At 69.4% G+C, this 12,904-nt stretch carries 13 protein-coding genes; 4 read left to right on the top strand and 9 right to left on the bottom strand.

Translation table 11 applies throughout. The features are described 5' to 3' along the window. Positions 1 to 378: 378 nt before the first annotated feature. The 8 genes from OG878_RS11510 to OG878_RS11475 form a co-directional block, all read right to left on the bottom strand. A complete protein-coding gene (locus OG878_RS11510) occupies positions 379 to 786 on the bottom strand; it encodes a rhodanese-like domain-containing protein (protein WP_328886699.1) in 408 nt (135 codons plus the stop codon). Continuing rightward, positions 783 to 1,352, bottom strand: coding sequence for a cysteine dioxygenase (locus OG878_RS11505; RefSeq protein ID WP_328886698.1), 570 nt, complete (start codon positions 1,350 to 1,352; stop codon positions 783 to 785). The genes OG878_RS11510 and OG878_RS11505 overlap by 4 nt, the downstream gene beginning before the upstream one ends. A 73-nt stretch (positions 1,353 to 1,425) precedes the next feature. Beyond that, positions 1,426 to 1,497: a putative leader peptide gene (locus tag OG878_RS11500; protein WP_309544753.1), complete on the bottom strand. Its 72-nt coding sequence runs from the start codon at positions 1,495 to 1,497 to the stop codon at positions 1,426 to 1,428. A 48-nt stretch (positions 1,498 to 1,545) separates the two neighbouring features. Continuing rightward, a complete protein-coding gene (locus OG878_RS11495) occupies positions 1,546 to 3,159 on the bottom strand; it encodes an FAD-dependent monooxygenase (protein ID WP_328886697.1) in 1,614 nt (537 codons plus the stop codon). Positions 3,160 to 3,341: 182 nt separating this feature from the next. Continuing rightward, positions 3,342 to 4,253: an amino acid ABC transporter permease gene (locus OG878_RS11490; RefSeq protein ID WP_328886696.1), complete on the bottom strand. Its 912-nt coding sequence runs from the start codon at positions 4,251 to 4,253 to the stop codon at positions 3,342 to 3,344. After that, entirely contained in the window at positions 4,250 to 4,915 is a 666-nt protein-coding gene (locus tag OG878_RS11485) for an amino acid ABC transporter permease (protein WP_328886695.1), read from the bottom strand. Before OG878_RS11485 ends, OG878_RS11490 begins: the two co-directional genes overlap by 4 nt. A 75-nt stretch (positions 4,916 to 4,990) precedes the next feature. Further along, positions 4,991 to 5,830, bottom strand: coding sequence for a glutamate ABC transporter substrate-binding protein (locus tag OG878_RS11480; protein ID WP_328886694.1), 840 nt, complete (start codon positions 5,828 to 5,830; stop codon positions 4,991 to 4,993). A gap of 51 nt (positions 5,831 to 5,881) precedes the next feature. Next, positions 5,882 to 6,667 carry an amino acid ABC transporter ATP-binding protein gene (locus OG878_RS11475; protein ID WP_328886693.1) on the bottom strand — a complete coding sequence of 262 codons (786 nt, stop codon included), beginning with the start codon at positions 6,665 to 6,667 and terminating at the stop codon, positions 5,882 to 5,884. A gap of 350 nt (positions 6,668 to 7,017) precedes the next feature. Here OG878_RS11475 and OG878_RS11470 point away from each other — a divergent pair, with 350 nt between their 5' ends. Both OG878_RS11470 and OG878_RS11465 read left to right on the top strand, forming a co-directional pair. Continuing rightward, positions 7,018 to 7,710, top strand: a complete 693-nt coding sequence (locus OG878_RS11470) for a response regulator transcription factor (RefSeq protein ID WP_328886692.1) — start codon at positions 7,018 to 7,020, stop codon at positions 7,708 to 7,710. 15 nt (positions 7,711 to 7,725) lie between these two features. Further along, the gene (locus OG878_RS11465; RefSeq protein ID WP_328886691.1) at positions 7,726 to 9,120 is read left to right on the top strand and encodes a sensor histidine kinase; all 1,395 of its coding nucleotides are present in this window, start codon (positions 7,726 to 7,728) and stop codon (positions 9,118 to 9,120) included. Between the two features lie 75 nt (positions 9,121 to 9,195). Here OG878_RS11465 and OG878_RS11460 read toward each other — a convergent pair whose 3' ends face one another. Next, positions 9,196 to 10,194: a TAXI family TRAP transporter solute-binding subunit gene (locus OG878_RS11460; RefSeq protein WP_328886690.1), complete on the bottom strand. Its 999-nt coding sequence runs from the start codon at positions 10,192 to 10,194 to the stop codon at positions 9,196 to 9,198. Between the two features lie 273 nt (positions 10,195 to 10,467). On the opposite strand from OG878_RS11460, the gene miaB reads away from it, so the two are divergent. Next, complete coding sequence (miaB, locus tag OG878_RS11455) at positions 10,468 to 11,988, top strand: tRNA (N6-isopentenyl adenosine(37)-C2)-methylthiotransferase MiaB (protein WP_328886689.1); 1,521 nt, start codon at positions 10,468 to 10,470, stop codon at positions 11,986 to 11,988. 189 nt (positions 11,989 to 12,177) lie between these two features. Further along, positions 12,178 to 12,897 (top strand): class III extradiol dioxygenase subunit B-like domain-containing protein, encoded by a 720-nt coding sequence (locus OG878_RS11450; RefSeq protein ID WP_328886688.1) that lies wholly within the window; start codon positions 12,178 to 12,180, stop codon positions 12,895 to 12,897. Positions 12,898 to 12,904 lie beyond the last annotated feature (7 nt).

Genomic DNA, 12,904 nt, shown 5'->3' with positions numbered 1-12,904 from the left:
AGGTGGTTCCGGCAAGAGGGAACAGGAGCGCTCGCCCCCACGGATCTCTGCGCAGACGGCAGTGTGTGACGCATGCCGGAAAAGCCCGCCGGTCCCGAGATCACGGAACCGGCGGTCTCCGTCCGCATCTCACCGGGGGTTTCGCGCTCCCCGCCGACCGCTTGTGCGGCCGGTCCCGGTGGTCCGGCCCTGCGCGAACGGCAGGGGGAGCTTCCGCCTCGATGGCTGACGCCACCTGCATTGCAGGCGTGGCACCGACCTCATCCGGCATCGTCATCCGGCATCGTCGGGGCCGGGTGGCGCGACGGCCAACGTCATGCCGGCGGTACGCACGGCGTGGTGGGCCGGTGTCGCGCTGCCGGCGCTGACCGTCTCCAGTCAGGCTTCGACCGGCAGTCCCGCCGCCCGCCACGCCTGGAAGCCGCCGATCAGATCGGTCGCCCGGTACAGCCCCAACTGCCGCAGGGACGCGGCCGCGAGACTCGATGCATAGCCCTCGTTGCAGACCACCACCACCTGCAGGTCATGGCTGACCGCCTCCGGCGCGCGGTGGCTGCCCTGCGGGTCGAGGCGCCACTCCAGCTCATTGCGCTCGACGACCAGCGCCCCCGGGATCAGTCCGTCCCGTTCGCGCAGCTCCGCATACCGGATGTCCACCAGCAGGGCCCCGTCCGAGGCTGCGGCCGCCGCCTCGGACGGGCCGATCCGGTCGAACCCGGCCCGGACCCTCTCCAGCAGGTCGTCGATTCCGACCCGTTCCGTATCGCTGTTCCGGTCGCCGCTCACTGCCAGTCCTCCGGGCGCTCGATGTGTTCAAGGCGGAGTACCGCCCCCGACCGGCTGTAGCGCCGGATCTGCGGCAGCGGCGGATAGTACGCGTGGACGGAGATGGCGTGCTCGGTGCCGGACTCGTTCAGCACTTCATGCACGTGGTGCCGGCCGAACGCCCTGCCCTCCCCGGCCGGCAGCCGCCGGGACCGGTCGACGCCCTCGGCCAGTTCGAGGGTCTTCCAGCCGTCGGCGGGCAGCCGCACCGCCAGCGACTGCTCCTTGAGGGTGCCGGCTGCCGTGCTGAAGGCGCCGATCGATTCGGCATGGTCGTGCCAACCGGTGCCGGTGCCCGGCGGCCAGCCGATGAGCCAGGCCTCACTGCCGGCCGGCCCGTCGAGCCGGACCCAGGTACGGCCCTCGGGATCGCGAGGAAGCGAAGCGACGAGACCGGTGTCCGCCGCCGTGCGGCGGACGAAGTCGAGAAGTTCCGCGGCCGTCGGACCGGAGCCGGGATCCGAGTCCGCAGCAGGACGCGGACCGGATGGAGACGTACGTACGGAGGGTGGAGGGAAAGCAGACACAGGGACCGTCCTGAGAGTTCGCGTCTGATGCCCGGCACACGACAGAGCGCACACCGCAGCAGGGGAAGGCGATTCAGCAGGACGGACGACACACGCAGCCCGCATAGCGGACGAGGTCCATATGGACCCTCCGCCACAGGCGCACATCGGTGTCGGTCACGTTTCGGAGTACACCATGTGCCGCCTGCGGGGGTCAATTGATGTCTGCCGTCTGGTCGGACCGTACGGACGCGCGTGGTTCACCGCCGCGCACCGCGTCCGCCGCCGCGAAGAGCTCAGCGGGCCGGACCCCGGCGAACGACGCCACCAGGTGTCCGTCCGGCCGGACCAGCAGCACGGTGTGCGCCGATGCCCCCGGGTAGGCCTCGGTCACCAGGAGTTCGCCCCTCACCGGCAGAGCGTCGACCGCCTCGGCGAGCCGGGGCATCACGCCGGCCGTCAACCAGTGCCGCCGGTCCCACACCCCGGTCCCCGGAGCGACCAGCACCACCAGTACATGCCCCCGGCCCAGACGCTCGCGCAGCCGCACGGTCGTGCCGTCGGGCGCTGTCACGCGCACATCGGCGACCGGCGCGCCGGGGGGCGTACCGACCGATGTGTGCGCCCCGGCGCGTGGAGGCGCAAGGGGGGAGTGGACGTACGAGGGGGGCGCACCGAGCGGGCCGCAGCCCAGATGACCGTCGGCGAGCAGCGAATCGTGCCCCCGTGCGCTCCCCGCAACCAGGGTCCGCAGTCCTCCGCCGCCACGCAGTATCGGCAGCGACTGGTCCGCGGCGCGCAGCCGCGAGGCGACCGCGGCCCGGCGCTCCGCCTGGTAGCTGTCGAGCAGCACGTCGCCGGCGCCGTGGTGCCAGGCCTGTGCCAGTTTCCAGGCCAGGTTCTCGGCGTCCCGCAGCCCCTCGTCGAGCCCCTGCGTACCGAGGGCGCCCAGAAGATGTGCGGCATCCCCGGCCAGGAAGGCCCGCTGCACGCGCCAGCGCCGGGCCAGCCGGTGATGCAGCGTGTACACACCTGTGTCCAGCAGTTCGTACGGCGGAGTGTCGCCGCACCAGCCTGCGAGCGTGTCCCGTACCCGGGTGATCAGGGCGTCGGGGGTGACGAGTTCGCCGCGCGACGGGAGCAGCCAGTCCAGCCGCCAGGTGTCGTCCGGCAGCGGCCGGGCGGTCACCTCGGTGCCGCCCGAGCGCCATGGCGGCAGCCGGTGCAGCACGGCCCGGCCGGGCCAGGGCAGCTCGGTGCGCAGCGCGGCGACGGCATGCCGCTCCACCGCCGTACGCCCGGGGAATCTGATGTCCAGGAGCTTGCGCACGGTGGACCTGGCGCCGTCGCAGCCCACCAGATAACTCCCGCGCCACCAGGTCGAGTCGGGCTCTCTGGTGTGCACCGTGACCCCGGCGGGGTCCTGCTCCAGCGTGTCGATCCGGCTGAGCGGGGCCAGCTGCACCAGACCCTGCCGGGCGACCGCAGCCCGCAGACCGCGCGTCAGCGCGTGCTGCGGCAGATGGACCGGCACGGGCAGCCGGTCACCGTACGGGGCGTCCTCATCGAGCGACAGCTCCCGGACCAGTTGCTTGCGGCGCATGGACCGCCAGCCGGACCACCGGATGCCCTCGTCCTCGGGCGCCGTGCACCCGAGCCGCTCCACCAGCGCCGCTGTGTCCTCGCGCAGCACCACCGTCCGGGCGGGGCGCGTCTCGTCCCTCCCCGGATCCTCGTCGAGGACGACCGAGGGGACGCCCTGTGCGGCGAGGGCGAGCGACAGCGCCAGGCCGACCGGCCCGGCGCCGACGACGATCACCGGGTCCACGGCGTGACTCCCTGGGCCCGTGCGGTCGGAGGAGTTGTGGCGGAAGCGGAAGCGGGGGCTCGGTCGGCGATCACAGAACGTATGCAACCCACTGCCGGTGCTTGCGTCAAGTGACACCGGAGCACGGCGAGGGGCGCCGGCGGATGCGCCGGCGCCCCTGTGGCGCGTGTGTCGACGAACCGTCAGACGGCGCGTCCGTCATCGATGTTGAGCGCCGGCGGTCCGATGGGCTGCAGACCGCCGTCGCCTGCGACACCGACCACGGCGCCCGTGCTCTTCTTGCCGCGCCTCAGCCGGCCCTCCAGCCAGCCTGCGAACGAGGTGAGCGCGAAGTTCACCACGATGTAGATCACGGCGACGATCGTGAAGCACGCGATGGTGTTGGCGCCGTAGTTCGCGCTCATCGGACGGACCGACGCCAGCAGCTCGGGGAAGGTCAGCACCGCGCCGCCGAGGGCGGTGTCCTTCACGATGACGACGATCTGGCTGACGATCGCGGGGAGCATGGCCGTCACCGACTGCGGCAGCAGCACGTGCAGCATGGTCTGGCCCTTGCGCATACCGATCGCCTTGGCCGCGTCCGTCTGCCCCTGGGGGAGGGACAGGATCCCGGCGCGCACGATCTCGGCGAGCACCGAGGCGTTGTACAGCACCAGGCCGGTGACCACTGCGTACAGCGGGCGGGTTTCGCTGCTGATGTTCGTGTACGCGGAGTATGCCGCGTTTGCGGTGATCATCAGGATCAGCACCGGGATGGCGCGGAAGAACTCCACGACAAGGCCGGCCGGCATCCGCATCCACCGGTGTTCGGAGAGCCGGCCGATACCGAACAGGGCACCCAGCGGCAACGCGATGACCAGGGCGAACGCCGCCGCCTTGAGAGTGTTCTGCAGACCCGGCCAGAGGTACGTCTGCCAGGGCTGGGAGCTGGTGAAGAACGGCTTCCACTTGATCCAGTCGAGCTGGTGCTTGGAGGCCAGACTGTCGTACACCCACCACACGGCGGCAGCAGCGACGATCAGGAACAGGACCGTGTACACGATGTTGCGCTGCTTGGCGCGCGGCCCCTGGGCGTCGTAGAGGACGGAAGTCATCGCTTCACCGCCACCTTCTTGCTCACCCAGCCGAGGATCAGGCCGGTCGGGAGGGTCAGACAGACGAATCCGAACGCGAAGACCGCGGAGATCAGGATCAGCTGCGCCTCCGCCTCGATCATGCCCTTCATCAGGTAGGCCGCTTCGGCCACGCCGATGGCGGCGGCGACCGTCGTGTTCTTCGTGAGCGCGATCAGCACGTTGGCCAGCGGGTTGACGACCGAGCGGAAGGCCTGCGGGAGGACGATCAGACGCAGTACCTGCGTGAAGCTCAGACCGAGCGCACGCGCCGCCTCCGCCTGGCCGACCGGCACGGTGTTGATGCCTGCGCGCAGTGCCTCACAGACGAACGCCGAGGTGTAGGCGATCAGCGCGAGAACCGCGAGCCGGAAGTTGATGTCCTTGAAGTCGCTGGCCCCGAGGTTGATGTTGAGCGTCTGGAAGAGACCCAGCGACGAGAAGACGATGATGACGGTCAGAGGAATGTTCCGGACGACGTTGACATAGGCGGTGGCGAAACCGCGCATGAGGGGGACCGGGCTGACCTTCATGCCGGCCAGCAGCGTTCCCCATATGAGGGAGCCGAGGGCCGAGTAGACGGCGAGTTGCACCGTCACCCAGAAGGCCCCCAACAGGTCGTAACCTTCAAGAAAGTCGAACACGATCTCCCGCGCTTCCGCGTGTAGGAGGGCATGGCGCGCCGCCGTTCACGGACGGCGCGCCGGGTCAGCCCTGCTTCACTTGACGATGTTGCCGATCTTCGGGGCCTGCTCGTTCTTGTAGTTCGCCGGACCGAAGTTGGCCGCCACCGCCTTGTCCCAGGAGCCGTCCGAGACCATCTTGGTGAGCGCGTCGTTGATCTTCTTCTTGAGGTCGGCGTCGCCCTTCTTCAGGCCGATGCCGTAGTTCTCGTTGCTCATCTTGAAGCCGGCCAGCTTGAACTTCCCCTGGAAGTCCTTCTGCGCCGCGAAACCGGCCAGGATGCTGTCGTCCGTGGTCAGTGCGTCGACGGCCTTGTTCTCCAGGCCGGTGAGGCACTCGGAGTAGCCGCCGTACTCCTGCAGCTGGGCCTTGGGCGCCAGCTTCTCCTTGACGTTCTTGGCGGACGTCGAGCCGGTGACCGAGCACAGCTTCTTGCTGTTCAGGTCGGCCGGGGACTTGATCGAGTCGTCGTCGGCACGGACCAGGATGTCCTGGTGCGCCAGCAGGTACGGACCCGCGAAGTCGACCTTCTGCAGACGCTCGTCGTTGATCGAGTAGGAGGCGGCGATGAACTTGACGTCCCCGCGCTCGATCGCCGTCTCGCGGTCGGCGCTCTTGGTCTCCTTGAAGTTGATGTCCTTGGCGTCGTAACCGAGTTCCTTGGCGATGTACGTGGCGACATCGACATCGAAACCGGTGAACTTGCCGTCGGGCGTCTTCAGACCGATACCGGGCTGGTCGATCTTGATGCCGATCGTGATCTTCTTGCCGCCGCCCGCCGAGTCGCCCTTGTCGTCGGAGGAGCCACAGGCGGTGGCGGTGAGAGCGAGCGCGAGCACGGCGGCAGACGCGGCGGTGACCTTACGAAGCTGCATGGTGAACTTCCCTAGAGTTGATGCGATGTGAGTGAGCAGCTGATCCGGAAATCAGTGGTGCAGGATCTTCGAAAGGAAGTCCTTGGCCCGGTCACTGCGCGGATTGCTGAAGAACTGGTCGGGCGTCGCCTCTTCGACGATCTTCCCGTCCGCCATGAAGACGACACGGTTGGCGGCGGAGCGGGCAAAGCCCATCTCGTGGGTGACGACGACCATGGTCATGCCGTCCCGGGCAAGCTGCTGCATGACCTCCAGCACCTCGTTGATCATCTCAGGGTCGAGCGCGGAGGTCGGCTCGTCGAACAGCATGACCTTGGGGTCCATGGCCAACGCCCGTGCAATGGCCACTCGTTGCTGCTGGCCTCCGGAGAGCTGGGAGGGGTACTTGTCGGCCTGCGTCGCCACCCCCACCCGGTCGAGCAGCGAACGGGCCTTGCTCTCGGCAGCCTTCTTGTCCGCCTTGCGGACCTTCAGCTGACCCAGCATCACATTCTCGAGCACCGTCTTGTGCGCGAAGAGATTGAACGACTGGAAGACCATGCCGACGTCGGCACGCAGCTTCGCCAGCTCCTTGCCCTCCTGGGGCAACGGCTTGCCGTCGATCGCGATCGCGCCCGAGTCGATCGTCTCCAAGCGGTTGATCGTGCGGCACAGCGTGGACTTCCCGGACCCCGAAGGTCCGATGACGACGACGACCTCGCCCCGGGCGATGGTCAGGTCGATGTCCTGGAGCACATGCAGCGCGCCGAAGTGCTTGTTGACGTTGCTCAGTACGACAAGGTCGTTCGCCGCGGGTACGGCATCCTCGGCGGCCTTGGTCACTGAAACTCCGCTCATCGGCTTCTTGCTCCGTCCTCCTCGGTTGGGAAGGACCCTAATGACGCAGTGCGACCACCGTCATTACATCTGAGCGGAAATTGAGCATAACGATCCGGCGGCAACCGGACACACCGCGTGAACGGGACGGTGGGCGAGGTGGCGAGGGAGTACCGGGTGCATAACGGAAACCTCGATGTAATGGCTGGGCCCTTGACTGAAGTACCGGTCATCGGCGTGGATGCCCTGGGACGTCATGACGTGAAACGTCTCGGTAGGGGCAAGTACCGGGAAGTATGGACAAGCACACACAAGCGCATGAAAGACAGCGCCGCGGGCAAGAGGCCGTGTCGTGGACAGAAAGGGGGGCCATGAGACTTCTGCTCGTCGAGGACGACAACCACGTGGCGGCCGCCCTGTCCGCAGTGCTCGCCCGCCACGGCTTCCAGGTCGTCCACGCACGCAGTGGCGAGGAGGCCCTCAAGGCGCTTCTGCCCGCGGATACCGAACCCTTCGGGGTCGTACTCCTCGACCTCGGGCTGCCCGACCAGGACGGGTACGAGGTGTGTGGGAAGATCCGCAAGCGCACCTCCACTCCGGTGATCATGGTGACCGCGCGGGCCGATGTCCGGTCGCGGATCCACGGCCTCAACCTCGGAGCGGACGACTACGTCGTCAAGCCGTACGACACCGGTGAACTCCTGGCGCGCATCCATGCGGTCAGCAGGCGCAAGCCGGCCGGCGAGGACACGGTGCCGACGCCCGTCGCCGCCCTGCGCCTCGGGCACGTCCACATCGAGCTCCCGACCCGCCGGGTCAGCGTCGACGGCACCGAAGTGCAGCTCACCCGCAAGGAGTTCGATCTGCTCGCGCTGCTTGCCCAGCGTCCCGGTGTGGTGTTCCGCCGGGAGCAGATCATCAGCGAGGTGTGGCGCACCAGCTGGGAGGGAACGGGCCGCACGCTGGAAGTGCACGTCGCGTCCCTGCGATCCAAACTGCGGCTGCCCGCACTGATCGAGACCGTGCGCGGGGTCGGCTACCGGCTCGTCGCCCCGTCCGCGTAAGGGCGTACGTTCCAGGTGCGCACCCGTCTCCTTCCCCTGCTCATCATCCTCATGGCGGGCGTGCTGCTCGCGCTCGGCTTCCCGCTGGCCGTCAGCGTGGCTGCCGCCCAGCAGCAGCGCGTCGTGGTCGACCGTATCGACGACACGGCACGCTTTGCCGCGCTAGCCCAGTTCGTCACGGAACAGACCGGTGGCACCGATGAACGGCGCCGCACGCTGCAGGCCGAGCTCGAGGCGTACGACTCGGTGTACGGAATCCGGGCCGGTGTCTTCTACCGTGACCGCAGCGCCATGGCGGCGGCTCCGGTGACCTGGCGGCTTCCGTCCGAGGGGGAGGGGCACGAGGCGTTCAGCGAGGCTCTCCTCGGACGCCGCAGCCATGATCCCCCACAGGTCTGGCCCTGGCAGCGCGGACGGGTCGTCGTGGCCTCGCCCGTGGTGCGGGACGGCGATGTGGTCGCCGTGGTGGTTCTGGACTCGCCCACCGGCGAAATGCGTTCCCGTACGATGCGCGGCTGGCTGCTGATCGCGCTCGGTGAAGTGGTCGCGATGCTGGTCGCCGTCGGCGCGGCGATCCGGCTCACCGGCTGGGTGCTGCTGCCCGTCCAGACTCTGGACGCGGCGGCGCACGACATCGCCAGCGGCAAGATGCGCTCCCGTGTGGTGGCCTCCGGAGGGCCACCGGAACTCAGGCGTCTGGCCCGTTCGTTCAACGAGATGGCCGACAACGTCGAGGAAGTGCTGGAACAGCAGCGCGCCTTCGTCGCCGACGCGTCGCACCAGTTGCGCAACCCCCTCGCCGCGCTGCTGCTGCGCATCGAGCTCCTCGCGCTCGAACTCCCCGAAGGGAACGAGGAGATCGCCTCCGTCCGTACCGAGGGCAAGCGCCTCGGCCAGGTGCTGGACGACCTGCTGGACCTGGCGCTGGCCGAGCATGCCGCGGCCGATCTCCAGCTCACGGACATCGGCGCGCTCACCGCCGAACGCGTGGCGTCGTGGCGTCCGTTCGCCGAGGAGAACGGCGTGCGGCTGAGGGTGGACGGGGCGTCGGCCGTGACCGCCTGGGCGGACCCCATCGCGCTGTCGAGCGCCCTCGACGCCATCATCGACAACGCGTGCAAGTTCACCCCCGCCGGTGAGGAGGTCGTATTGACGGTCGCCTCAGGCCGCGACCACGCCACGGTGGCCGTCGCCGACCGCGGGCCGGGGCTGACCGAGCAGGAGCTGGAGCGGATCGGCGACCGTTTCTGGCGCAGCACGCGGCACCAGAACGTGCGGGGATCAGGCCTCGGGCTGTCCATCTCACGCGCCCTGCTCGCGGCGGGTGGCGGCTCCCTCGCGTACGCGCCGCACGAGCCGCACGGCCTGCGGGTGACTGTGACGGTTCCGCGCAACGGCCCGCACGGCTGAGAGGTGCGGCACGCGGTACCGGCGCCGGGGTGCTGCCCGGCGTCCGTCAGGGCCTGACCGAGTCTTCGCGAAACCTCAGGGTTTGACCGAGCGGTAGTAGCGCTTGGCGCCGTCGTGCAGCGGCAGCGGATCCGTGTAGATCGCCGTCCGCAGGTCCACCAGCTGCGCCGCGTGCACCTCGCGCCCGATGCTGTCCCGGCTGTCGATCACGGTCCGGGTGAACGCCTCGGTCATCGCCGCATCCATGCGGTCCGTGGTGACGAGCACATTGGCGACCGCCACCGTGGGCACGGCCTGTCCTCCCTGCACATGGCGGTAGGCGTCGGCGGGCATCACCGCGGAGCGGTAGTAGCGGGTCGGTCCCCCGGCTGCCTGAAGCTGTGCGATCAGCGGCTGTTCCAGCGGTACCAGCCTGATGGCGAACCGGTCCGCCAGCTCCTGCACCGCGATGGTGGGCAGTCCGCCGGACCAGAAGAACGCGTCGAGCAGGCCGTTCTCCAACCGCTTCGGCATCGTGTCGATACCTGCCGGATCCGGAGTGATGTCATGCGCAGGATCAAGGCCCGCGGCCGTCATCAGCCGGTCGGCCACCAGCCGCACGCCCGAACCCTTCTGTCCGACCCCGACCCGCTTGCCCGCGAGATCCGAGACCTGTCGTATGTCCGAGTCCCGGGCGACGACGAGCTGGACGTAGTCGTCGTACAGCCGCACGCAGCCGCGCAGCCGGTCGGCACCGGGCTTGCCGTCGCGGAGATAGGTGGCCAGGGCGTCGGTCGTGGCGATGGTGAAGTCGGCCTTCCCCGTCGCCACCCGCTCGATGTTCTGCTGGGATCCCTCGGAGGTCTGCAGCCGTATCGACGCACGGGGCATGTCCTTGGCGAGCACTGCTTCGAGCCGCTCGCCGTAGCGCTGATAGACCCCGCTGGGTACCCCGGTGCTGAAGGTCAGCGACCCGCTGGGCGAAGGCTCGCCGAGCGGCAGTACCCACCACAGCAGCAACCCGAGAACGGCGGCGCCCGCGGCGCCCCCCTGCAGGGCTCGCCGCCGGCCGGTACGGGTCAGCGCATGGAGCATGGCGCGATCCTGCCAGCTCACCGGGGGTGATGGCCAGGGCAGGGCTTATGGAAGGAGGCGGCGAGGGTGCCCGTACCGCCTCGCACCGGAGGGGCGCGTCCCTTCAGGGCTGCGTCTCCGTGCCGGCCCGGCGCCGTACGGGGCCGCTTCCGGGAACATGCCGACGGCGACGGATGTGACGGTGGTGACCGGCTTCAGCAGGCTGTGGGCCGTGCTCCCTGAGGTCCGCAACGTGGGGGAAGGACTCCTCCGGGGACCACCTACCCTTGAGGGATGACCAGCGCCGTCCAGGACCATGCCGTGAGTTCTCCCAAAACGTACGAGGTGCGCACCTACGGGTGCCAGATGAACGTCCACGACTCCGAGCGGTTGTCGGGGCTGCTGGAAGGCGCGGGTTACGTACGTGCGCCCGAGGGCGCCGACGGTGATGCCGATGTCGTCGTCTTCAACACCTGTGCGGTGCGGGAGAACGCCGACAACAAGCTCTACGGCAATCTCGGCCGGCTCGCCCCGATGAAGACGAAGCGGCCCGGGATGCAGATCGCGGTCGGTGGCTGCCTCGCGCAGAAGGACCGCGACACGATCGTGCAGCGTGCCCCGTGGGTCGACGTCGTCTTCGGGACGCACAACATCGGCAAGCTGCCGGTGCTCCTGGAGCGAGCCCGTATCCAGGAGGAGGCGCAGATCGAGATCGCCGAATCCCTGGAGGCGTTCCCCTCCACGCTCCCCACCCGTCGTGAGTCCGCCTACGCGGCGTGGGTCTCCATCTCCGTCGGCTGCAACAACACCTGCACCTTCTGCATCGTCCCGGCGCTGCGCGGCAAGGAGAAGGACCGCCGTACCGGCGACATCCTGGCCGAGATCGAGGCACTGGTCGCCGAGGGCGTCTCCGAGATCACCCTGCTCGGACAGAACGTGAACGCGTACGGCTCCGACATCGGTGACCGCGAGGCCTTCTCCAAGCTGCTGCGGGCCTGCGGGACGATAGAGGGCCTGGAGCGGGTCCGCTTCACCTCGCCGCATCCCCGTGACTTCACGGACGACGTGATCGCGGCGATGGCCGAGACGCCGAACGTGATGCCGCAGCTGCACATGCCGATGCAGTCGGGTTCGGACACGATCCTGAAGGCGATGCGGCGCTCGTACCGGCAGGAGCGCTTCCTCGGCATCATCGAGAAGGTGCGCGCCGCTATGCCGGACGCCGCCATCTCCACGGACATCATCGTGGGCTTCCCCGGCGAGACCGAGGAGGACTTCGAGCAGACCATGCACGCGGTCCGCCAGGCGCGCTTCGCCAACGCCTTCACCTTCCAGTACTCCAAGCGCCCCGGAACCCCCGCCGCGGACATGGAGGGCCAGATCCCGAAGGAGGTCGTCCAGGAGCGGTACATGCGCCTGTCCGCCCTTCAGGAGGAGATCTCCTGGGACGAGAACAAGAAGCAGGTCGGCCGGACCCTGGAGATCATGGTCGCGGAGGGTGAGGGGCGCAAGGACGGTGCCACCCACCGGCTCTCCGGCCGCGCCCCCGACAACCGCCTGGTCCACTTCACCAAGCCGGACGAGGACGTGCGGCCGGGCGATGTGGTGACGGTCGAGATCACCTACGCCGCCCCGCACCACCTGCTTGCCGAGGGTGCGCCGCTGGCCGTACGGCGGACCCGTTCCGGGGACGCATGGGAGAAGCGCACGGCAGCGGAGGCCGCCAAGCCGGCCGGCGTGATGCTGGGACTGCCCGGCATCGGTGCCCCGGCGCCGCTGCCGGTCGCCTCGGCTCCCGGCTGCGGGTGCGACTGACCTGGCGGACGGCGGGAGCCCCCGGGCGGCACCACTCGCATGCGACGGGAACCGGCGGGGGCGGGCCCCGTGTGCGTGATGTGCGGGCGGCAGGGCTCGTGGGCGATCGGATCCGCGTCGGCGGTGCGGTCCGGGGGCGGCGCGGCGGTGCGGTCCGGGGGTGACAGCCGACGCAGTACGCTGCCGAGCATGCTTGTCGCCGCAGCTGTCTGCCCCTGTCCGCCCTTGCTGGTTCCCGAGGTCGCCGCCGGTGCCGCATCGGAGCTCGACGCCGCGAGGACTGCGTGCATCGACTCCCTGGGTGTCCTCGCCGCGGCTCGCCCCGACCTGCTGATCGTGGTCGGGCCGACGGACCTCGACGGACAGGGTCCGTATCCCGAGGGGACCCCGGGCTCCTTCAAGGGGTTCGGTGTCGACACCGACGTACGGCTCGGGCTCGGGGGAGACCCCGTCGATGGGGCGGAACGACCCCTTCCGTACTCGCTCGCCGTTGGCGCGTGGCTCCTTGCCGGGGCGGACTGGGCCGACGCGCCGGTCGAGGGCCTCGGGGTGGAGGAGAGGCTCCGAGCCGAGCGCTGCACGAGCGCCGGGCGGGAGCTGGCGGCGAGGGCCGGCCGGGTCGCCCTGTTGGTCATGGGCGACGGCAGTGCCTGCCGCACCGTCAAGGCTCCCGGCTATCTGGACGAGCGCGCCGCGTCGTTCGACGCCGAGGCGTCCCGGGCCCTCGGTGCCGCGGACCTCGCCGTACTGAGCGCGCTGGACGAGTCGCTGGCGTACGAACTGAAGGCAGCGGGGCGGGCGCCCTGGCAGGTCCTCGCGGGCGCGGCGGAGGGGGCCGGGCTGACCGGTCGCCTGTTGTACGAGGACGCTCCGTACGGCGTGGGCTACACGGTCGCCACCTGGTCCTGAGGCCGCG

Source organism: Streptomyces sp. NBC_00316 (assembly GCF_036158715.1).
GTDB lineage: Bacteria > Actinomycetota > Actinomycetes > Streptomycetales > Streptomycetaceae > Streptomyces.
Note: the sequence above shows the minus strand (reverse complement) of the source record. Positions and strands in the feature narration are given on the sequence as shown.

Coding starts and splice junctions, on each gene's coding strand:
- OG878_RS11460 (WP_328886690.1), bottom strand. CDS start 10,194: ATGCTCCATGCGCTGACCCGTACCGGCCGGCGGCGAGCCCTGCAGGGG.
- OG878_RS11475 (WP_328886693.1), bottom strand. CDS start 6,667: ATGAGCGGAGTTTCAGTGACCAAGGCCGCCGAGGATGCCGTACCCGCG.
- miaB (WP_328886689.1), top strand. CDS start 10,468: ATGACCAGCGCCGTCCAGGACCATGCCGTGAGTTCTCCCAAAACGTAC.
- OG878_RS11470 (WP_328886692.1), top strand. CDS start 7,018: ATGAGACTTCTGCTCGTCGAGGACGACAACCACGTGGCGGCCGCCCTG.
- OG878_RS11480 (WP_328886694.1), bottom strand. CDS start 5,830: ATGCAGCTTCGTAAGGTCACCGCCGCGTCTGCCGCCGTGCTCGCGCTC.
- OG878_RS11490 (WP_328886696.1), bottom strand. CDS start 4,253: ATGACTTCCGTCCTCTACGACGCCCAGGGGCCGCGCGCCAAGCAGCGC.
- OG878_RS11450 (WP_328886688.1), top strand. CDS start 12,178: ATGCTTGTCGCCGCAGCTGTCTGCCCCTGTCCGCCCTTGCTGGTTCCC.